19 protein-coding genes and 1 pseudogene are annotated in these 21537 nt (G+C 66.4%); 14 read left to right on the plus strand and 6 right to left on the minus strand.

Translation table 11 applies throughout. The annotated features are described in order from the left end of the window. Positions 1 to 88: 88 nt before the first annotated feature. The 13 genes from HGB39_RS30480 to HGB39_RS30540 all read left to right on the plus strand — a co-directional run bounded on the left by HGB39_RS30480 (position 89) and on the right by HGB39_RS30540 (position 12270). Positions 89 to 574: a hypothetical protein gene (locus tag HGB39_RS30480; protein ID WP_043787575.1), complete on the plus strand. Its 486-nt coding sequence runs from the start codon at positions 89 to 91 to the stop codon at positions 572 to 574. Continuing rightward, positions 571 to 990, plus strand: a complete 420-nt coding sequence (locus tag HGB39_RS30485) for a hotdog family protein (protein WP_245371826.1) — start codon at positions 571 to 573, stop codon at positions 988 to 990. The genes HGB39_RS30480 and HGB39_RS30485 overlap by 4 nt, the downstream gene beginning before the upstream one ends. Positions 991 to 1085: 95 nt before the next feature. Beyond that, complete coding sequence (locus tag HGB39_RS30490; RefSeq protein ID WP_005562195.1) at positions 1086 to 2402, plus strand: Rieske 2Fe-2S domain-containing protein; 1317 nt, start codon at positions 1086 to 1088, stop codon at positions 2400 to 2402. Between the two features lie 125 nt (positions 2403 to 2527). Further along, entirely contained in the window at positions 2528 to 3871 is a 1344-nt protein-coding gene (locus tag HGB39_RS30495) for a M20 family metallopeptidase (RefSeq protein WP_005562197.1), read from the plus strand. Next, positions 3871 to 4824: a DODA-type extradiol aromatic ring-opening family dioxygenase gene (locus tag HGB39_RS30500; protein WP_005562199.1), complete on the plus strand. Its 954-nt coding sequence runs from the start codon at positions 3871 to 3873 to the stop codon at positions 4822 to 4824. Before HGB39_RS30495 ends, HGB39_RS30500 begins: the two co-directional genes overlap by 1 nt. 36 nt (positions 4825 to 4860) lie before the next feature. Beyond that, on the plus strand, positions 4861 to 5733 hold the full coding sequence (locus HGB39_RS30505) for an alpha/beta fold hydrolase (RefSeq protein ID WP_005562201.1): 873 nt from the start codon (positions 4861 to 4863) through the stop codon (positions 5731 to 5733). A 491-nt stretch (positions 5734 to 6224) separates the two neighbouring features. Beyond that, positions 6225 to 7178, plus strand: coding sequence for an ABC transporter substrate-binding protein (locus tag HGB39_RS30510; RefSeq protein WP_240482866.1), 954 nt, complete (start codon positions 6225 to 6227; stop codon positions 7176 to 7178). Continuing rightward, entirely contained in the window at positions 7175 to 8065 is an 891-nt protein-coding gene (locus HGB39_RS30515) for an ABC transporter ATP-binding protein (RefSeq protein ID WP_005562204.1), read from the plus strand. Before HGB39_RS30510 ends, HGB39_RS30515 begins: the two co-directional genes overlap by 4 nt. Next, positions 8062 to 8895, plus strand: a complete 834-nt coding sequence (locus HGB39_RS30520; protein ID WP_005562206.1) for an ABC transporter permease — start codon at positions 8062 to 8064, stop codon at positions 8893 to 8895. Before HGB39_RS30515 ends, HGB39_RS30520 begins: the two co-directional genes overlap by 4 nt. A 228-nt stretch (positions 8896 to 9123) precedes the next feature. After that, positions 9124 to 10134, plus strand: coding sequence for an NAD(P)/FAD-dependent oxidoreductase (locus tag HGB39_RS30525; protein ID WP_005260599.1), 1011 nt, complete (start codon positions 9124 to 9126; stop codon positions 10132 to 10134). A gap of 2 nt (positions 10135 to 10136) precedes the next feature. Then, positions 10137 to 10457: a 4Fe-4S dicluster domain-containing protein gene (locus tag HGB39_RS30530; RefSeq protein ID WP_043787579.1), complete on the plus strand. Its 321-nt coding sequence runs from the start codon at positions 10137 to 10139 to the stop codon at positions 10455 to 10457. Continuing rightward, entirely contained in the window at positions 10457 to 11287 is an 831-nt protein-coding gene (locus HGB39_RS30535; RefSeq protein WP_005562211.1) for an alpha/beta fold hydrolase, read from the plus strand. Before HGB39_RS30530 ends, HGB39_RS30535 begins: the two co-directional genes overlap by 1 nt. Positions 11288 to 11376: 89 nt before the next feature. Beyond that, positions 11377 to 12270 (plus strand): IclR family transcriptional regulator, encoded by an 894-nt coding sequence (locus tag HGB39_RS30540; RefSeq protein ID WP_005260602.1) that lies wholly within the window; start codon positions 11377 to 11379, stop codon positions 12268 to 12270. 25 nt (positions 12271 to 12295) lie between these two features. Here the strand turns inward: HGB39_RS30540 and HGB39_RS30545 are convergent, their stop codons facing one another. The 5 genes from HGB39_RS30545 to HGB39_RS30565 form a co-directional block, all read right to left on the minus strand. Beyond that, positions 12296 to 13840: an AMP-binding protein gene (locus HGB39_RS30545; RefSeq protein ID WP_005562215.1), complete on the minus strand. Its 1545-nt coding sequence runs from the start codon at positions 13838 to 13840 to the stop codon at positions 12296 to 12298. Between the two features lie 40 nt (positions 13841 to 13880). Next, positions 13881 to 14825: a quinone oxidoreductase family protein gene (locus HGB39_RS30550; protein WP_005562217.1), complete on the minus strand. Its 945-nt coding sequence runs from the start codon at positions 14823 to 14825 to the stop codon at positions 13881 to 13883. A 54-nt stretch (positions 14826 to 14879) separates the two neighbouring features. Then, positions 14880 to 17222, minus strand: coding sequence for a CaiB/BaiF CoA-transferase family protein (locus HGB39_RS30555; protein ID WP_248949664.1), 2343 nt, complete (start codon positions 17220 to 17222; stop codon positions 14880 to 14882). Between the two features lie 132 nt (positions 17223 to 17354). After that, positions 17355 to 18335 carry an ABC transporter substrate-binding protein gene (locus HGB39_RS30560; protein ID WP_005562221.1) on the minus strand — a complete coding sequence of 327 codons (981 nt, stop codon included), beginning with the start codon at positions 18333 to 18335 and terminating at the stop codon, positions 17355 to 17357. Between the two features lie 31 nt (positions 18336 to 18366). After that, positions 18367 to 19158 (minus strand): enoyl-CoA hydratase/isomerase family protein, encoded by a 792-nt coding sequence (locus HGB39_RS30565; RefSeq protein ID WP_005562223.1) that lies wholly within the window; start codon positions 19156 to 19158, stop codon positions 18367 to 18369. Positions 19159 to 19826: 668 nt separating this feature from the next. On the opposite strand from HGB39_RS30565, the pseudogene HGB39_RS30575 reads away from it, so the two are divergent. Next, a pseudogene (locus tag HGB39_RS30575) lies at positions 19827 to 19958 on the plus strand (transposase); the annotation flags it as partial. Positions 19959 to 20067: 109 nt separating this feature from the next. On the opposite strand, the gene HGB39_RS30580 reads toward HGB39_RS30575, so the two are convergent. Beyond that, a complete protein-coding gene (locus HGB39_RS30580; protein ID WP_005562224.1) occupies positions 20068 to 21474 on the minus strand; it encodes a DUF2252 domain-containing protein in 1407 nt (468 codons plus the stop codon). Between the last annotated feature and the right edge of the window lie 63 nt (positions 21475 to 21537).

The following is a 21537-nucleotide window of genomic DNA, read 5'->3' on the forward strand; positions in this document are numbered from 1 at the left end:
CCGATCTGCGGCGGTGGCGGAAGCATCTCGGTCCGCTGGACGGTCCGGGACCGTGGTGATGCCGCCACACCGGATCTAGCTTTCGCCCATGCGAACTGGTCTGGATTCAGCCTTCGAACGCGCGTGCCGGATGATCGGTACCACCACACACCGCCGCCTCGGGGAAGTGCGTGCAGCAGAGTCCGTGGCGTTCGCGCGGGCGTCGGCGGAGCACGATCGTCGATTCCTCGACCCCGGCCGGGAAGACTTCCGGGTCCACCCGATGTACCTGCCCAGCCAGCTGCGAGGACCGGATGGCGCCGACACCGCTGAGTATCGCCCCGACGGCATGTTCGCCGATGAAGTGCCCGGCACGGCCGGGCTGGACGTGCGCCTGTTGGCGGGAGGGCAGACCATCGAGTTTTGTTCGACTCCCCCGCTCGGTGTGCCCCTCGAGGTCACACGCACCGTGAACGGTGTCGACTGGAAGGGCAGTGATGGCGGTGAGTTCCTTCTGATCACCGTGTCCAAGACCTACCGCGTCACGGGATCGGTCACGCTGGCAATTGTCACGGAACGGTTCATCGTCCGATGACGCCCAGTGGCGGATGGATGGTCGGCGATGCTATCGAACAGGTTGCGCTGCAGTGCGATCCGGTCAGGATTCTACGTTTCGGTGCAACCACCCACAATGCACACCGCATTCACTACGACACCGACTACGCCCGTGCCGAGGGCCTTCCCGACCCGGTGGTGATGGCTCAGCTGCAGGGGACGCTGTTCTTCCGGGCCGCCGCCCGCCTGGCCGGCGAGCTCGGTGCGGTGACGTCCGTGACGTGGCGCAACCGAGCGCCCGCCCCCGTGGGGTGTGTCCTGACGGTCAGCGGAACCGTCACCCGGATCGAGGGTGACCGGATCGAGGTCACCCTCGTCGAACACGCCGACGACGGGGCATTGTGCGCGGAGGGCAGCGCGGTGATCACCACGACACCTCGATCGTCACGGCGGTGAACCCGGTCTGCTGAGCGAACCGGATTTGTTGAGGTGCACGGCGATCGATCGGAAGATCTCCTGCATCACTTGATCTCATCTCGAGAGGACTTCACATGACTGGTGTCGAGGCGCCGGAGAACTCGCAGGTTCTCCCGGAGAGGCCGCGCGCGGCCGGTCGGCAGGACTGGACCGCCTGGCCTCGATACAACGAGGCAGGCAGCGGTTACCGCGGTTACTGGTACCCGGTGACGTGGGCGAACCATGTAACAGGTGAGCCGACGAGCCACACCATCTGCGGCGAGAAGCTCGCGCTCATTCGCGACGCAGGCAAGGTCTACGCACTGCATGACCGCTGCCCCCATCGTGGCGTCCCGCTATCGGAGGGCGATCAACAGTTCCCGGGGACCGTCAGCTGCCCCTATCACGGGTGGACGTTCCGGCTCACCGACGGCAAACTGGCCGCCGTCATCACCGACGGGCCGGATTCGAAGATCTGCGGCAAACTGTCCGTGCAGACCTACTCGGTGGAAGAACGCCTGGGCCTGGTCTGGGTGTACATCCCGATCGGCAACGAGCCCGTGCCGTCGATCGACGAGCAGTTGCCCCGTGAGCTCGTCGAGAACGAAGGCGTCGTCGGGGGCCGGATCCAACCGCGGGGCGGCAATTGGCGCTTCGCCTGCGAGAACGGATTCGACGAAGGACATGCGAAGTACCTGCACCGCACCGCGTTGTGGCGGTTGTTCAAGCCGATGCCGACGTGGAACATCACCAGCATCGTCCCCGAAGGCCGGTGGATCTACCGGGTCCAAGACGAGGTCTACTGGGAGGCCGAATTTCCTGGCGTCGGGAAGTGGACGAACAAGCGCTGGTGGAAGAAGAAGCCCGACGAGAGCCAGATCTCGCAGATCGGCAACGTCGGCGCCGGCGTGAAGGTGAATCCGGTGATCGCAGCCCAGAACTTCCCGGGCTTTGCCTCGTTGTCGATGCCGGGTGTGCTGCGGATCGCCTATCCCAACTTCATTCACTACGAGTTCTATGTGCCGGTCGACGAGGATCACCACCAGTACGTGGGACTCATGGTCAACTTCGAGACCGGGGTGAAGAGGCTCGGCTTCTACGCCAAATACCTCGGTGCCGTGCGGTGGCTGTTCCACGGCCAGTTTTCGGGCCAGGACGAGTGGATGGTCCGCGTCACCGACGCTCCGCCGGAGAAGCTGTACCGACCCGACGTCTCGCTCACCACGTGGCGCAATCTCGCCGAAGAGGAATATGGGGAGAAGATCGCGGCTGCAGTCGCTTTCGCGCCGGCAACACCCGATCGACCGGTTCGTGAGCGCCGTGCCTCCGCGGCGCGGAAGACTGCGCAGCCGGCGACATCCACCGAGTCGGCCAATGGGGCGAGCGCACCCACTGCGGCCGACGCCGACTAGAGGAGAATTTCGATGTTCAAGACTCTGACCGGCGTGACGTTCGGCGTCCTGCTCGCCACCGGCGTGCCGAGGGCATGGCGTTTCGTCGCCGCACGCAGCAACACCCAGGTTCACCGGATCAACTCGTGACGGCCGCAACCGCAACCCCGCTCGCGGGCCTCGACGAGCAGCGCCGTACCTGGACCGAACAGGCGTGGGCGACGGTCGATCGGGAGCGATTACGGGAGCTGATCATCGGCCTGGTGGACATCGCCAGCCCGACCGGCGACGAAGCGCCACTCGCACAACACATCACAGAGACGTTCACGGCCAGCGGCATCGAAGCGCACACGATGGATCTCGACGACCGCCAAGCCAACTCGTGGGCACGGCTGCGCGGTGACGGGTCGGGGCCGGACCTCATGCTGTACGCCCCGATCGACACCGTCACCAGCGGCAACAGCGAGGAAGACGTGCCCTGGGCGGCGGAGACGCTCCGTCCCGACATGACGGCGCGAGCCGACAGCGAGGGCGACTACGTCATCGGCCTCGGCGCTTCGAATCCGAAGGGGCATGCCGCCTGCGTCATGGCGGCGATCGAAGCAGTGCACGCTGCGGGCATACCACTCACCGGCGACCTTATCGCGGGTTTCGGAGCCGGCGGAATGCCGACGAACCCTCGTCCGGGCGTGGGAAATCCGCGCCGGAACACCGGCCAGGGCGTGGGCTGTTCGTTCCTGCTCGAACAGGGAGTCTGGGCAGATTTCGCGCTCATCGCCAAGCCCGGGTGGACGGTCTCATGGGAGGAGGTGGGCCTGGCCTGGTTCGAGGTCACCGTGCACGGCACCCACACTTACGTCGGATCCCGGCATCGGCTGCCGTACCGCAACCCCGTCGCACTGGCGGGCGAGGTGGCAGTACGCCTGGAGCGATGGTTCCCGCAGTACTCGCAGGCGCACCGGAGCGGGCTGGTGCTTCCCCAGGGCATGGTCGCGAACATCCGGGGCGGGTGCGAGCGGACCGCCTCGTTCACCCCGGCTCAGGTGCGGATGATGGTGGATCTGCGCCTGAGCCCACGGACCACACCGACCGCCGCCAAACGCGAACTGGTCGACGCTGTGCGGCGGATAGCCACCGAACTGGACGCCCGCATCGACGTGGAGCAGATCCTATCGATCCCGGGCGAGTCGTCCGACGAGCGGATGTGGCTCTGCCGCAGTGCCGTAGCAGCCTGGGAGGCGGCCGAGGGCCAACCGCACCGCGCGGTGCACGACGCCAGTGGCGCAACGGACGCGAACATCCTGCGCAGCCGGGGAATCCCGACCATACGGGTCGGCATGCCCAAGGTGGTGGACGCACCGTTCGAGGTGGACTTCGCCATGGGGATGAACACCGTCGACCTGGCCGAGGCCGAAAAGCTTACCCGATACCTGATCCGTGTTGCCGTCGACACGGCGACCCGCACACTCGAGGAAGTAGGAACAGGCTGATGGCCGAGATCGTCTTGGGGGTGGGTGCGTCGCACAGCACCCTCATGAACACCCATTGGGAGGAAACAACACACAAAGCCGAGGCGGAACGCTTCCGGGAGGCGCTGGTCACTGCGCGGGAGCGGATCGCCGCGGCGCGGCCCGACGTGGTGATCCTGCTTGGGTCGAATCACTTCAGAGGATTCTGGCTCGATCTCGTTCCGCCCTTCACGCTCAGCGTGGGCGAGTGCATCGCGAGCGGCGAGTCGGGTACCCCGAAGGGCCCGCAGCGTGTCGACGCGCACCTGGCCGGCCACCTCGCCGCGCAGGTGGTGGAGAGCGGACGGTTCGATCTCGCATTCTCCGCCCGCCTGCAGATCGACCACGGGCAGTCGCATGCCATCCAGTACCTGCTGGCGGACCTCGACGTGCCCATCGTGCCTCTGGTCGTCAACGTCTTCGCACCACCGCTGCCGACCTTCGGGCGCTGTGAGGCGCTCGCACACGCGCTCCGCGCGGCGCTCGACTCGTATCCGGAGGACAAGCGGGTGGTCGTGATCGCGTCCGGTGGTCTGTCGCACCGGCTGCCATGGCCGGACTGGCGTGATCCGCACGGTGAGGACGACGACTTCATGGTGCAGGCCTGGCTCGACGGTCGCGAGAACTGGTCGGACTACGACGTGCGCCGGCGGGAGATCATCCGCGCAGCCGAGGCGGCCATCTCACCGGAGTTCGACGACCGGATCCTCGATCTTTTCGAGACCGGCAAGGCGGCCGAACTCGCGGAGTTCTCGACCGACGAGGTCGACACCGAGGCAGGTAACGGTGCGCAAGAACTCCGCACCTGGCTCATGATGGCCGCGATGGTGAACTACGTTCCCGCGGAACGCCTTGCCTACGAACCCATGCCGGAATGGCTCACGGGGATGGGCGTCGTCGTCCTCGATCCCACCACTCGGCCGCTCGCGCCGTGACTCGTCAACCCTTCACACCCGACAAAGGACACACACATGACAATCTGGAACGAACTCGCCGGACTCGACTTCGCGGTCAAGACGGTGGACGCCGCCGGAGTTCCCACCCGGTCGCTACAGGCCGGCGCGGGCGAGGAGGCAGTGATCTTCCTCCACGGCACCAGCGGTCACCTGGAAGCCTTCGCGCGTAACATCGCCGCACATGCTCCGTACTACGAGTGCCACGCGATCGACATGCTGGGCCACGGCTACACGGGCAAACCGGATTACCCGTACGAAATTCCGCGCTATGTAGAGCATCTCGTGAACTACCTCGACGCGGTCGGGCTGGACAAGGTCCACCTCGTCGGAGAATCGCTGGGCGGCTGGGTTGCCGCGTACCTCGCAAGTGAGCAGCCCGAGCGAGTGCTGTCGCTACAACTGCTCGCCGCCGGAGGCACCGTCGCAAACCCCGACGTGATGCAGCGCATTCGCACTTCGACCACCAAGGCCGTCCAGAGCAACGACATCGAACTCACCCGTGCCCGGCTGCACCTGCTGATGCACGACCCGGTCAACGCCACCGAGGAACTGGTGGAGGCCCGGCACCGGATCTACCACCAGCCCGATTTCGTCGCCAACATTCACAACCTGCTGTCGCTGCAGGACATGGACACGCGTCAGCGAAACCTGCTCCGGCCCGATCGGCTCGCACGCATCCAGGCACCGACACTGGTCGTATGGGGCCACGAGAACCCCTTCGGGGACGTGCCGGAGGCCGAGAAGATGGCCGCGGACATCGCCGGTGCTCAGCTGCAGCTGTATCCGGAATGCGGCCACTGGCCCCAGCACGAACAGGCGGCACTGTACAACCCGCTGAGTCTGGAGTTCCTGGCGAAGGCGTCCGAGCGCGTGAAGAGCGTCGTCTGACCGGAGCCGACAACACGAAACCGTGAAGCCGGCCGCGTCCTCGAGCGCGGCCGGCTTCGTGCATCGAAAGTCGTTCAGCGCCTTCGGCGCCCTGCAGCTGCCGCTGCGGCCAAGGCCTCCACGCCCGTGCTGGGGCGTGCGGATTCCTCGATGTCGTGGGGGTGCATTCTGAGGCCCGGGACGAACTCGAACTCGATGTTCGGGATGAATCGACGGGATGGTCTGACTGACTTTGCCACGTAGTTCAGTCCCCGCCCGGCGACCGCACTCGCCGGAAACGCCGATGTATTTCTTGCGCGTTTCGAACAAGCTGCACCTACCGGCCACGATGTTCCGCGCGGGTAATTTCCGCGGCCCGGTCCGCACGGTGGACCCGGTTGATTCACGCCCCATCGAGGTGGCATTAGGTTTCTTCACCACAGCCCCATAAATGAGGTCCAGATCACAATAGGAGGTGTACAAACATGGCCTGGCGATCGATACTCGGCAAGGTGACACTTGCCTCAGCGGCGGTGGTTCTCACGGTCTCGACCGGGGCGTGCAGCCGCCCCGCCACGCAGACCGCCGCCGATTCCGCCGGCGGTCCGCTCCGGATCGCCGTGGGCATCGACGCGTCGTACGCGCCCTTCTTCGTCGCCGACCAGGAGGGCATGTTCGCCGATGCCGGCCTCGACGTCGAGCTGGTCCAGTTCGGCCGGGGTGGCGAAGCCGTCGACGCGCTCGCGACCGGCCAGGTCCAGCTGGCCGGCAGTTCGGACACCACGACGATCGCGCAGCTACGCCAGAATCCGTCCCTGCGGGCGCTGTACTCGTACGAGGTGTCCGGCGACTACCTCAAGGTGGTGTTGCGTAACGGGGTCGACGCGGCCGCTGACATCCGCAAGATGGGCATCGTCCCGGGGCTGAGCCAGATCTCGACCGACAGATACCTCCAGGCCAACGGAGTTCCTGCCGGCTCGGTCGAGATGGTCTCCGCCACCCCCACGGACATGCCGGCGCTCCTCGACCGGGGTGACATCGACGGATACGTCCTGTGGGAACCGTGGCCCGCCACCGCGCTCGCGCAGGGCAGCGGGCACGTCGCTGCCGTCACCGGTGACTTCGACTGGTTCTACCACCACTGGGCGATCACGACCGAGCCCTGGCTCGACAAGAACGAGGGCACCGCCCGTGCGGTTGCCCGGGTGCTCGTCGAGGCCACCGCGCGGGTGGAGTCCGATCCTCGAACCGCCGCCACCGCGACCAGGAAAGCCGTCAACGTCGCCGACGATCAGACCGTCACCGCGGTCGACGAGATCGACTTCGGCGTCGAGAACCTGACCGACAAGAGCATCGAGTCCGCACAGTCGATCGTCGACTTCTACGAGAAGATCGGCGTTCTCTCCGAGCAGCCGGATCTGGCCTCGGCCATGCTGCTCGATTGGTACCAGGAGGAAAAGAAATGACCGTCCCCACACGCGGCACAACCGCGGTCCCCAGCGGCGGCACGACCGCCGTTGCATCGGGCGGCCCGGCCGCCGTGCCCACTTCGGGCAGAACCGTCACCGGCGTCCCCGTCGAGGTCCGCGATCTGGGCATCAGTTTCGGAGCCGCCGAGATCGTGTCGGGAATCGACCTCGAGGTGCGACCAGGCGAGTTCGTATGTCTGCTCGGCCCGTCGGGGTGCGGCAAGTCGACACTGTTGTCCGCGATGGCCGGCTTCATCGAGCCCCGCGCCGGCGAGATCACCTGCAATGGCGACGAGGTGAACGGCAGCAACCCGCACGCCGGCATGGTCTTCCAAAGTTCCGAGGCCCTGTTCGAGTGGATGACCGTGACCCAGAACGTCGCCTACGGACCCAGGATGCACGGAGCCAACAAGGCCGACCAGGCGCGCATCGCCGCCGAGTACCTCGCGATGGTCGGGCTCCCACACGCGGGGAAGAAGTTTCCGGCACAGCTGTCGGGCGGTATGCGGCAACGGGTTCAGATCGCGCGAGTGCTGGCCAACCAACCGTCGCTGGTGTTGATGGATGAACCCTTCGGCGCACTCGACGCTCAGACCCGGCAGGTCCTGCAGGTCGAGCTCGACAGAATCTGGCGGCACACCGGGTGCACCGTCGTGTTCGTCACACATGACATCGACGAGGCCTTGACGCTCGCCGACCGTGTGGTGGTGATGTCAGCCGGACCCAAGGCGCGAATCAAGAGCATCTACGAGGTGCACGCACAGCGCCCACGGGACAGGGCGCACCCCGACGTGATCGACATGTACGAGAAGTTGCGTGACGACATCCGCGCCGAGGTCGTGGCCTCGCTCCGCAATCAGGGCATCGAGGAGGACCAGCTATGACCGCAGCGGTACAGAACACCGTCCCCACCCGCAGCGAACGAGCGCAACCGGCCCGAACGAGACGCTCGAGCGCAGGTGGGGCCGCCCTGCGCACGGCGGCGTTGTGGGTCGCTTCCGCGGTCATCGGTCTAGGGGTGTGGTCATTCCTCGCCTGGTGGTACGGCCCGACGACCATCGCCTCTCCCGCTCAAGTCGTCACAGCAGCAAGGGAACTGGCGGAAAGCGGTGTCCTCTGGACATCGATCTGGGCGTCGGCCCAGCGCATTCTGGTCGGGTGGAGTCTCGGCGTAGTGATCGGCGCCCCCGTCGGCATTCTCATGGGCCGCGTCAACCTCGTGCGTCAACTGCTCGACCCGTATATCGAATTCTTCCGTTTCATCCCCCCGATCGCGTTCGTGACATTGGCGGTGGTGTGGTTCGGCATCGGTGAGACGTCCAAGATAGTGCTGATCTTCTACACCTCGGTGTTCATCGTCACCGTGAGCACGATCGCCGCGACCGTCGCGATCAGCGAGAACAAACTGCAGGCTGCCGCCAACCTGGGAGCCGGCAAACTGCAGATCATGAAGACGGTGGTGCTGCCGTCGTCGGTGCCGGGCATCGTCACCGGCGCCCGTCTCGCGATGGGCAACAGCTTCCTGACCATCGTCTCCGCCGAGATCGTGGCAGCCGACCACGGCATCGGTTCGATGATCTGGCAGGCCCGGAACTACGGGCGCATCGACTGGACGTTTGTGGGCATCATTGTGCTCGGGATCATGGGCTTTCTGTTCGACCGTGTCCTGAGGGTGTTGTCGGGCCGGTACCTGACGCGGTACGGCGTCAAGTAGTAGTCCTCGCACCGTTACCCCGTGCACAGAGCACCGGGTAACGAGGCGTCGGACGACTCCGGCACAGACAGAGCAGAGCTACAGGCGGGTCCACCGGCATTTCTCCTTCGCCGGTGGACCCGCCTTTCCGTGTTCGTGTCCGTTCGTGTCAGCGGCAGGAATGAACACAGTCTGCTGACCGGACCGGTTTCATTTATCCGGCGCGGCAACATGATTAACGTTGCCGGCATGAACGCTTCGCTCAACGCGTCGACCGGCACGGACCTCGACGTCGACATTCTCATTATCGGTGCCGGCCCGGCCGGTCTCTACGGTGCGTACTACGCCGGCTTCCGCGGACTCCGGGTCGCCGTTCTCGACGCTCTTTCCGAGCCCGGTGGCCAGGTGAGCGCGATGTACCCGGAGAAGGCGATCCTCGACATCGCGGGCTTCCCGTCCGTGAAGGGGCGAGATCTCGTGAACGGATTGCTCGCTCAAGCCGCGCCGTTCGATCCGGCGTATCTGCTCGGCGAGCAGGCCCGGACACTGAATCACGCCGAAGACGGACGAGTCGTGATCGGGACGAGCAAAGGTCGCACCGTCACCGCCGGTGCGGTCGTGATCACCGGCGGGATCGGGACATTCACGCCGCGCCCTCTCGTGAAGGGGCTCGATTTCGTCGACCGCGGTCTCAGCTACTTCGTGCCCGACCTTTCCGCGCACACCGGTAAGGACGTGGTAATCGTGGGCGGCGGCGACAGCGCCTTCGACTGGGCGGCCCATCTCGAGCCGATCGCGTCGTCGGTAACCCTGGTGCATCGTCGCGACAAGTTCCGTGCTCACGCGGCGACGGTGACGAAGGTCCGCGAGAGCACTGTGCGCATGCTGGTCAATGCGGACATTGTCGCGGTCCGCGGCAACGGATGGGTCACGGAGGTGGACGTCGCCCACAAACTCGACGAGACCACCACCACGTTGCCGGCGCAATCCGTCATCGCCGCTCTCGGGTTCACCGCCGACCTCGGACCGATGATCGAGTGGGGACTCGAGATCGATTCGCGCCACATCGTCGTCAACACCCGAATGGAGACCACCGTGCCGCGCGTGTATGCGGCCGGCGACATCACCGACTACCCGGGGAAGGTTCGTCTCATCGCCGTCGGATTCGGTGAGGCGGCAACCGCAGTCAACAACGCCGCTGCCGTCCTCGATCCGGACGCTGAGATCTTCCCGGGCCATTCCACGGAAAAGGAGAGCTGACAATGGCATTCGTCATAGGCGACGCATGTATCGACTACATGGATCGCTCCTGCATGGAGGAGTGCCCGGTCGACTGCATTTACGAGGGCGGGCGCAAGCTCTACATCAATCCGAACGAGTGCATCGACTGCGGCGCCTGCGAACTCGCCTGCCCGGTCGAGGCGATCACGGTGGATCGGAAGGCAGACCCCGACTTCAAGGAGGACGCGAAGCGTTTCTTCCTCGAGGTCCTGCCGACCCGGGCGGAGCCGGTGGGCAATCCGGGCGGCGCCGCGAAGATCGACGTCATCGGCGTGGACACCCCGATGGTCACGGCCTACTGATGGCGATCCGGTTCGGATACGCCGACACGAGGTTCGGGCAACTGCACTATGCGGAATCGGGCAGTGGCCTGCCGCTCCTCCTGCTGCATCAGACCCCGCGGTCCTGGGACGAGTTCCGCGAGTTGATCCCGCTCCTGGCGGACGAGTTCCGGGTTCTCGCCCTGGACATGGTGGGATTCGGAGCGAGTGCGTCACTCGCTCCGCCGCAGACGATCGAGGCGTTCGCCGACGCCGCCTGGGAATTCCTCGACGCCGTGAACGCCGGACCGGTGGCGGTCCTCGGGCATCACACCGGCGCCGCGGTCGCGATGGAGATGGCTGCCGGCCGCCCCGGGCGAGTCGAAGCCGTGGTGCTGTCCTCCTGCCCATGGACGGAGAGCAACAACGAATCGGGTTCGGGAAGCGTGGACCGCGCCGTCCGCAAGCCTGACGGCAGCCACCTGCAGACCCTGTGGAACCTGAGACGACCGTATTACCCGGACCCGGCGACGGATTTGCTCGACCGCTTCCTGCGCGACGCCCTCGCGCACGGTGTCGATCCCGCCGAGGGACACCGTGCCTGCGCTCGTTACCAGGTGGCGGACCGCATCGGAGCGGTCACGACGCCGGTGCTGCTGCTCGCCGCCGGTGCAGACCCGTTCTCGATGCCCCACCTACCGACGTTGAGGAAACAGCTCACCGGGGCGCGGGTCGTACGCGAAGAGGTGATCGAGGACGGGACCGTTGCGTTGATCGAGCGCGAGGCACCGCGGGTGGCTGCTGCGGTCCGGTCCTTTCTGAACTCACCGGACGTGCGGGCCGTGCCCGAAAATTCGAGACGGGTCCGGTGACCGGACCCTGTGGCGTGCGATTCGCCATCGTCCAGCCCTAGCGTGGCTGTGATCGGGACGAATGCCCCGCCAATCGCCAGGAGGCAGCAGTGACTACAGAGGCGCAGCATTCGGTCGGCCTCGGCCCGGTCGTACCAATCCCGTCGGCGCACCGTGTTGCCGGACAGGACATGTCGTCCGTTCTCGGCAAGGCGCGGCTCATTCTCGACGCGTTCGGGAGCGAGCACAGCGACCTCTCGCTCACCGAACTCGCACGTCGAAGTGGTGTCGCGAAGGCGTCCGTGCACCGGCTGGCCGGCGAACTCGTCGAATGGGGACTCCTCGAGCGGGCGGGCACGAAGTACCGTTTGGGCCTGCGGCTGTTCGAACTCGGACAGCTCGTCCCCCGGCAGCGCATCCTGCGTGACGCCGCGCTGCCTTATATGGAAGATCTGCTCCTCGCGACGCAGGAGACGGTGCATTTCGCGGTTCGGGACGGTATCGACGTGCTCTATATCGAGAAGATCGTCGGTCACCGCGGATTGCAGCAGCAGTCGCGGGTGGCGGGCCGGTTGCCGCTGTACTGCACCGCGACCGGGAAGATGATCCTGGCGTTCTCGCCACAGTCGGTGTTCGACGAGGTGATCGAGCAAGGATTCACCGCCCTCACCGCCCGCACCACGATGTCGGTCGCCGTCCTGCGCCAGCAACTCGACCGTATGCGCAACGAGCAACTCGCAGTCGAAGTCGAAGAGACCCGCATCGGCTACATGAGTGTTGCGGTGCCGGTGTTCAGCGGACCCCGCACCCTCGCGGGTGCCCTGTCGGTAACAGGTCCGACGGCGCGGCTCAACGTCAGCCGGGTTGCCGGCGCCCTACGAACCGCGGGCATCGGGATCTCCCGAGCACTTCACGCGATGCGCTGCGCATACTCGGCGACCGACTTCGCCGGCGCCGAGGCGTGCACACCTGCGATGTGCTCGTTCAACGGGTGCGGCCGGTAGCCGGTGGTTCGAGGCGGCTGCCGGGTCACCGGGACGAGACGGCGTCGGCATCCCAGGTGCCGCTGCCGACCCCACGCGCCCGGAGTACCTCCTTGCGGACCTTGCCGGTCTCCGTCAACGGAAGTTCACTGACGACATCGATGAACCGCGGCAGAGCGAAGTACGCCAGCTGAGGCGCCGCATGGTGACGTAAGACATCGGGGTCCGCCTGCATTCCTTCCCGGAGGACCACCGCTGCCATCACTTCGTCCTCGGCGAGTTCCGACGGCACGGGGAAGACCGCGACCTGCGCGACCGCTGGATGCCGGGCCAAGGCCTCCTCGACCTCGGCCGAGGAGATGTTCTCGCCGCGCCGTCGGATGACGTCGCGGACGCGATCGACGAATCGATACCAACCGTCGGGTTCCCGGACTACCCGGTCACCGGTGTAGATCCAGTCGTCCGCTACGCGGGGAGGCTCGGACAGGTATCCCGTGGCAAATCCTCCGGGAAGGTCTGTGCGGACGACAAGTTCGCCGGGAACGCCGTCCGCGACGGTGGCGCCGGCGTCGTCGACGACCTTCGCGTCGTAGCCGTCGCGCACCGTTCCGAGACAGCCGGGTCGGCGATCGCCGGGCACAGTTCCGAGGACGAGGTTCGTCTCGGTGGTGCCGTAGCCGTCGACGAGTTCGACGCCGAAACGCTCACGAAAGGGAGTCCACAGGCGGGCCGGAGTCGCCGGCGCCAGGGCACGGGTGGCGCGGTGCTTCTTGTCGTCCGTGCCGGGTTCCCGGCCGGTGAGCATCGCGACCATCGCACCGAGCAGGTAGATCACCGTGGCGTCGCTGTCGGCCACCTGCGCCCAGTACCGCCGCACCGAGAAATGTTCGCCGAGCACGAATGTTCCTCCCGCAACCAGCGCCTGGAACAGTGTGTTGAGCGCATTCGTGTGGAACAGAGGAAGGCCGTTGTACAGAACGTCGTCGGGTCCCAAGCCCAGGGAGGCTCCCACTCCTGTCCCCCACCACAGTGATTGAGCATGCGGGCAGCGGACCCCTTTCGGGTGTCCCGTAGTCCCGGACGTGAACAATATCGCCGCCGTATCGAGCGCGGTTACCGCGGGGTCGGCCGCTCGTCCGGGGATTCGGCTGTCGTCCGGCCCGGGAACGGACGAGGTGCCGAGTATCCAGGATTCACCGGTGAATCGTGTCTGCTGGAGCCGCGAGAGAAAGGTGGGCTCGATCAACAGGTGACGCGCCCCGGACTGCTCGAGCACGCTGTGGAGGGCGGCGCCACGCAATGCTGTGTTCAACGGCACCATGACCGCTCCGAGCCAACTACAGCCGAGCAGCAGGTCGATCATCTCGATGCGGTTGGCGCACATCGCGGCCACCGCGTCACCCCGACCGATCCCATGTCGGGACAGCGCCTCGGCCGTCGTTGCGGCTCGCTGGACGAGTTCGCGATAGGACACCTCCACGTCCCCGGCCCGGACGGCGAGATGATCGCCCCGCTCGGTGGCACGCTGGACGAGCAGGGACGGAATCGTCATCGCCGCCGGGAGGAGCAGAGAATCCGATTCGGGCGTCACTGGTGTCACCTTCTTTCGGCGAACGTGCGATGGCGGACGGTCACGGTACGACGACCGCGCGGCCGGCGACCTTCCCTTCACGCATCATCTGCAGAGCAAACGCGATGTCGTCGAGCGGAAACTCCTGAACCGCCATGCCGATCTCGCCGTCGACGAGGCGCCGAATGAGGTCGGCTGCGAGTTCCGCCTGTCGCGCACTCTTGCGAATCATGTTGACCGGCAGCATCTGTACATCTTTGAGCAGCCAGTTCGGCAAATCGATCGTGAGTTCGGTCCCCAGCGTGTAGCCGATCAGCGCGGCCCGCCCGCCCGGTACGACGCGCTCGAGCAGGTACGGCAGCGAGTCGCCACCGAGGGTATCGACGAGCACATCCGCCACCGGATCGGGTCCCAGGGTGTCGGCCAGTTCACGCCCACGGCCGACGACCGGTCGGACACCATTGGGCACGAGCGGGACCTGGTCGGCTCGCGGCACCACACCGATCACGTCGGCGCCCGCGAGGAGCGCGAACTGCGCAGCCATGGACCCGACCGCGCCGGCTGCTCCGGCTACGAGGACCCGCTCACCCGCGGTGACGCGGGCGATGTCGTGCACCGCGACGAAACCGGTTGTGCTCGGGAGAAAGAACGTGGCCGCGATGGCCGGTTCGAGGGCTGAATCGAACGGAGTGAAAACCTTGTCGGCGGCCACGAGGTACTCGGCCCAGCATCCGGGCTTGAATAGGCCGACTCCGCCGCCCCGGACCAGCACCCGGGTACTGGCGTCGAAGATGTCCGATTCGATCACGGTGCCGGCCCCGTCGGTGCCTCCGACGTGTGGCAGGGCCGGCTTGATGTCGAAGTTCCCGCTGCCGACGGTGAGGTCGAGGTGCCCCAGCGCCGCCGCGTCGATCCGGACGAGGGTCTGTCCGGGTTTCCGGGTCGGCACCTCGACGTCGTCGATGATCGGGTCGTGTCCGAATGTGTGAAAGCGGGCTGCACGCATGTTCTGTCCTTCGGGAGTGCTGTCGAATGGAAAAGTCTGATCGAAGTGACCGGCTCAGGTGAGGACCGAGTCGGCTCGCAGCCGCGCAACGGTCTCCGCGGAGTAGCCGGTGACCTCGCGGAGCACGGCATCGGTGTCCGCGCCCAGCACCGGCGCCGGTTGCCGGATCGTGACGGCTTTCCCGACCCGGATCGGAGCGCCCTGGTGGAGAAAGGCTCCCGCACGGGGATGGACGGCGGGCACGTAGTAACCGCGGGCACGCAGATGCGGATCGGCTTCGACGAGGTCCCGCCCGTTCTGCACGGTCCCGGCGGGGACGCCCGCCTGCTGGAGTTGCTCGGTGACGAGATCGGCAGGCCGCGGCGACGTCCATGCCGTGATCGCCGCCGCGATGTCGGACTCGTGCGCCCGTCGCGCCTCGGGCGTGCGGAAACGCTCGTCCGTGGCCCATTGCGGGCGGTCGATCACCGCGCACAACCTGGTCCAGTCCGCGTCGTCACGAACGGTGACCGCGCACCAGCGGTCGGGTCCGAGGCAGCGGAAGACGCCGTGCGGTGACATGTCGGGATGAGCATTGCCGAGCGGAACAGGAAGCTGTCCGGCACCCGTCGCCTGCACGACACTGGTGCCCATGTGTGACGCCATCGCCTCCAGCTGGGAGAGATCGATGTGCTGACCGCGGCCGGTGCGATCTCTGTGCTCGAGGGCGGCGAGAACCGCTGCGGCGCCGTGTAATCCTGCGACGATGTCGCCATGACCGTAAATCACTCCGACGACGTCGTCGGCGCTCCACCCGGTGAGAGCGGTCAGTCCGGTGGCCGCGGAGACGATGTCCGCATAGGTGACCCAGTCGCGTCGCGGTCCGGTGTGACCGGTCCCCGACATGGAGACATACACGACGTCCGGACGTAAGGAGCGGAGCCGCTCGTATCCGAAGCCCATCTTCTCCATTACCGACGAACTGAAGTTCTCGACCACCACGTCGGACTGCGCCACGAGGTCGGCGAGCACGGCCAGTCCTGCCTCGGAACGCGTGTCCAGAGTGATGCTGCGCTTGTTCCTGTTGACGTCGTTGAAGTACCCGCTGGTGTTCGGGTCGTCGTGTGGTCCGCGGGACAGGTGCATGAACGGCGCGAACCGTGTCGGGTCGGGTCGGCCCGACGACTCGACCTTGATGACGTCGGCGCCGTGGTCCGCCAAGATCTGAGTGCAGTAGGGACCGGCGAGAACCCAGGTGAGGTCCAGGACGCGGACGCCCGACAGGGGCAGCAGGTCCGGCCCGGATGCGGTCACGGTCGGTTCGAGGACTTCGGGTTCCGGCTCGTCGAGGAGAACCTGGTGCGCACCGATCGGGGAAACCGGCAGGGCCCGGGTCCTCCCTCCTTCCGGGAAGGGGAAGGAGAAGCCCAGATCTCGAACGGTGGACCCGGGCTCGTCGACGTCGACGAAGAAGTCGCGGGCCTGGAGTTGGGGGTTCGACAACAGTTCATCCGGTCGGACGACGGCCGACCACGGCAGCTTGCGTTGCTGCGCTGCCCGCGCGAAGTCCTCCTTCGGCCACTTGTCGAGGAAACGCTGCAGCACGGCAAAGATGTGGTCCTGCTGCTCTTTCCGCTCGACGGGGTCAGCCCATCTCGGGTCGTCCAGATCCTCCTGGGCACCCTCTTCGACCAGCCAGGAGACCAGCGCGTCCCACATCCGGGGACTTCCGCCGAGCCCGCCACCGACATAACCGTCAGCGGCCCGGAACAGGCCGTGCGGTACCAACGGGTGCACCCGACCGGGTCGGTCCGGGACGCGATCCTCGTGGAGATAGGCCAGGGCGCCGGCCTCGAGGCCTGCCGCCACGCATTCCTGTGCGGAGACGTCGATCAGGGGGACCGGGCCCCGACGCCGCGCCTGGAGGCCGAGCAACACCGCGACCGCGGCGTTCACCCCTGCCAGTTGTTCGGCTTGCCCCTGAGGTAGCGACAGCGGGGGCCCGTCGGCTTCACCAACCTGGGCGAGCATTCCACCGAGGGCCGCGAGCGTCAGATCGGTGGCGCACCACTGGCGGCGCGGACCGTCGACGCCGAAGGGTGTGACCCGTACGTGAACGACCGATCCCGGTGCCGGCTCGATCGGCTCGTCGCCGACGGCGCTGCCATCGAGATATACGTCCGCCCCGGCCACCAGGCGCGCCAGTTCCGCACGGCCCACGGCTGTCTCGACGTCGATGGCGACGGATTTCTTTCCGGCGTGCCAGTGCGTAAATGTGTGGCCGTCCAGTTCCCGTCGCGTCGGATCACCCTCCGGCGGTTCGACCAGGACAACCTCGTATCCCAGTCCGACCAGGATGCGGCCGGCGAATCGGCTCAGCGGGCTGGACAACTCCACCACGCGAATTGCGCTTTCCACCAGAAGGACTCCGTTTCATAGTTCCCAGCGGGCGTCCGCCCGTTCACTGGAACCGAACCTACGTCGCATTCCCGTACCAGTGAATCGATCTGTTCTGCTGACCGAACCGGACGGACGCGTCGTCGCCGAGCGTCAGGCCGGGGGTTGGTTCAGGTGGTCTGTGACCCACCCACGGAGCAGAACGCGCGAGGTATCGACTTCTCCTGTGATCTTGCCCTGGCCTCGGAAGAAGGTGACCAGTTGATTCGCTCGTGCCACGTCGTCGTCCGTGAAGTCGCGCACCCCGAAATCGATCTGGGAGACGGTCCGACGGGCCTCGGCCGGATCCATCTGGATCGAGTCGGAGATCGCCTTGGCGGCCCGCTCCGGGTCGGCATCGGTGATTGCAGCGGCCTCGGCGATCACGTCGAACACCCGGGCGGCGACGTCCTCGTTCGCCGACAACCAGGAATCGGACGCCAGGATCCATTGTGAATACCTGGCTCCGAAGTCACCGGTCGTCGCGACGACACGACCGCCTGTCTCCACGGCCTGCTCGACCCACGGATCGAACGACAGGAATCCGTCGATGTCACCGCGGGCGAGCAGCGCCGGTTGCTCGGGCGGACTGGTGTTCACGAGCTTGACCGACGCCGGGTCTCGACCGAGGCTCCGCAGATACAAGTCGGTGAAGTAGAGCCCGATACCGGGGAACACACCCATCGTCTCGATGTCCTTGGGCTCCACACCCTCGCGGAGGGCCACCTGGAAGTAGCGGTCGGAATCTTCGAACGCGCCGAGCGCGCGCAGCGACGGATTCGCGGCCATGACGGTGAGCGCCGTGGAGTCGGCGTTCCCGGACAATTCCGAAGTCCCTGCCACAACGTTCTGCGCGCCGGCTGCTCCCCCTTCTGTCTGCATCACCTGAACGTCCAGTCCGGCGTCCTCGAACATGCCCTCGGCATCGGCGAGGAAAATCGGCGCATACGACGGGTCAACACCCACGGAGATGCGGATCAACCCGCTCCCCTGCGCTGCTTCGGTCGCGGGCCGGGTACAGGACGTCGAGGCGACGGTGAGAGCCGCCAGTGCCGCGACGGCGAGCAACGCGCGCCGTCCGATCGAGTGTGTCATGAGAATCCTTCGGGTGAGGTGGCGAGCCGGGTCAGCGGCCAGTGAAATGCGGCGGACGCTTGTCGAGGAAGGCTTGTAGCCCTTCGGCGGCGTCGGCCGTGCGAATGAGATCGAGGACACCGGCAAACTCCGCGTCCAGTGCCTGATCGAGTGGGAGTGTCCGTCCTGCTTCGACGACTCGCTTGAGGAGGCCGATTGCGGCCGTCGGTCTCGCCGCCCACTCGGCGGCGAGACGGTCTATCCGCGCGTCGAATTCGTCGTCCGCTACCACCTCGTCCACCAAGCCGATCCGGCGGGCCTCGTCGGCGGACAGGCGCCGACCCTCCATCATGAGGAGCTTCGCTCGATGAGCGCCGAGCAAGCGGGGCAAGCGCTGACTGCCGCCGGCCCCGGGAAACAGTCCGAGACCGATTTCCGGGAACCCGATCGACGCCGACGCCGCCATCACCCGCACGTCACAGGCCAGTGACAACTCCGCTCCGCCGCCGAGTGCATGCCCGTTGAGGGCTGCCAGCACGGGTTTCGGAGCGGTCTCGAGGACCTGCTGCACCTCGATCCAGGGCCGCATCGCGTGCTGCGTCTCCTCCGACAGTTCGCGCATCACTCGGATGTCGGCGCCGGCCACGAAGAAGCGTCCCGTTCCGCGCAGCACGATGCACCGCACGTCGGTGTTCGCCGCCAGCGGCTTCAGGGTGTCGAGCAATTCCGCGATCAGCGCAGGATCGAAGGCGTTGGCCGGCGGTCGCTCGATGCGCACGACCGCCACGGCGTCGGCCACAGCGGCATGGACCGATGCGGCGAGCGGAGGGAAGGAAGGCGTCATCTGTACTCCATGGGTCGGTCGACTGGAACTGAGAATTCGAGTATCAGTGCGCTCGCGCCCCGGCACACCCCCAGCGGTCCGGTAGGCGAACCCGCAAGACCCAACGAGGACCGCACGCGAAGCATTCCGCCGAATCGAATGAACTCTCCGACTCGCGACGGCTGAGAAACGGGGATGTACCGCCAGGAGGCTGGCGTGCGGTAGTCAACGCCCTATCTGTCTTTCGCCGATCTCCCACATCCATGCAGGTCAGCCTTTCGGGTCCGGCTACCGGGACGGTCTTGATGCGGCGGATGCCGCACCTGCAGATACTTGGCTGCCATTGGCGGGGCTCCAAGCCTTCCTGTACGCCTGCGAACTCTCGGGGTCGACCCTGTCGCCGTGAAACTGCTTGGTACCGGCCGTCCCGAGCAACCCGCCCTACTCGCCCGTGGCCACATCGACGCCTCCATTTCGTTCGACCGGGAATCATCCGACAATTCAAGGAGATTGGGTGAGCGTTACAACACGACTGTTCGCGAAAACAATTATCGTGCTGGCATTGACGGCGACCCTGACAGGTTGCGGTACACATGCGGGACCCGAAGATGCAGCTTCACGTTCACAAGCAGAATCGGACAGTCCTTCGTTGGTCGTCGCAACGAAAACTGGTGACGTGGAGGGGGTACTGGTTGCTGCAGCGCCGCAAACGCGCCGAGAGGGCGCTGACCTCGGTGGTGGCCACCTGCTACCTGTTCCGCGTCTCCACCCGCCGGATGGAAAAACTCGGCGATTCCCTCGGCATCACCTCATTGCATCGCCAAGCTCGAGCCGGAGTAGGACGACTGACCCGTCCGCCGCGACACTGCCGCGAGGGGCGGGCGACCAGAGTGTGGCCGCCGCGAAACCGGACGACAAATACACACCGATTCACGTCAGCGGCTCACACGGCAACTTCCCCCGCTTGACCGCGTCGACCAAAGTCGCGTGGTCGCGTTCGGTCTGATCCGCATAGGCGTGCGCGAACCGGCTCAGTGCGACGTCGAGCGTGTCCGACTTTCCGACGTAGCCGCCGATCATCGACGCACCACTGGTCCGCGCGTGGCCCTTCGCGAGCAGGCGCCCGCAGATGCCGGCGTAGTCGGTCAGCGCTGCCGCGCTGAGGTGGTCGATCGGGATCGCGCCCTTCATGTTCCGGAATTGCCGCACGTAGTACTGCCGGCCCTCCACTGTGGTCCAGCCAAGCAACGGATCGCTGACGGTCTGCAGGGCCTGCTGGTACTCGACAACGCGCCGGCCCTGGTGGTCGTGCCAGGCGGACTCGCCGTGTACGAAGCGCGCCACGACGGAACGACGCGCCTGCTTGAGCTGCAGGAACACCACGTCGTCGGCACTGCTCCCTTCGCACAGCACGACGTAGGCACGCAGTCCGACGCTGCCCACGCCGACCACTTTGTGCGCGACGTCGACGACGGTGTAGCCACTGAGCAGTCGTGCCCAGTGGCTGGGCAGCGTGGTGAGGTATTCGTCGAGCCCGGCGGCGATTTGCTCGGCCTCCGCCTCGGACACCCGGGTGATCAGCGGCGGCTCCTCCACGATGCGCCGGCCGGTTTCGTCCTGCTCGGTGAATCGAGGCAGCGCCCGGTCGCTGACGCGGCGCCGAGCCCGCTCCGCGGCGCGGGTGATCTCGTGGCGCAGCGACTCGTCCGACGCCGTCGTCTGCAGCCGGTCGAGGTCGAGTCGCTCGAACGAGCGCGCCAGCAATGGTTGTTCCGCGAGCCAGCGCACATGCTTGCGATAGGTGGCGACGCAGGACTGCACCGCACTCTCGCACTGCCCCTCGGTCGCCGAGTTCTGCCGGCCCGCCACCCAGATGCTCGCAGTCAAGCGGCGCAGGTCCCATTCCCAGCCGCCGGGATGTGCCTCGTCGAAGTCGTTCAGATCCAGCACCAGGTCACGTTCCGGCGACGCGTAGAACCCGAAGTTGCCCAGATGCGCATCCCCGCAGATCACCGGCTGGATTCCGGTCACCGGCAGCCCGGCGAGGTCCTGGGCCATCACGATCGCGGTGCCGCGCAGAAAACCGTACGGCGAGGCCGCCATCCGCCCGACCCTGACCGGTATGAGCGATTCCACCCGACCCTGGTGCGACACACCGATCTGATCCACCACATCGGGGCGATCGTCCGGTGCGCGCCACTCGCCGAGCGCGGACCGCGGTGTCTGCTTGCGCAGGCGTTTGCCGAGTGCGTACCGCTCCGCCCTCGGCGTGGCCCGGCGGCGCAACGACGCGAACGACTGCCCGTCGATGGTCGGCAACACGATGTGCGCGTCCACGGTTGCGCGCCGACGTCGAGGATCGGGCCGTCCATCACGGCGTGCGGCTTGTCCGGGTTGGCC

Origin of the sequence: Rhodococcus opacus, assembly GCF_012396235.1 — a bacterium.
GTDB classification, from domain to species: domain Bacteria; phylum Actinomycetota; class Actinomycetes; order Mycobacteriales; family Mycobacteriaceae; genus Rhodococcus_F; species Rhodococcus_F opacus.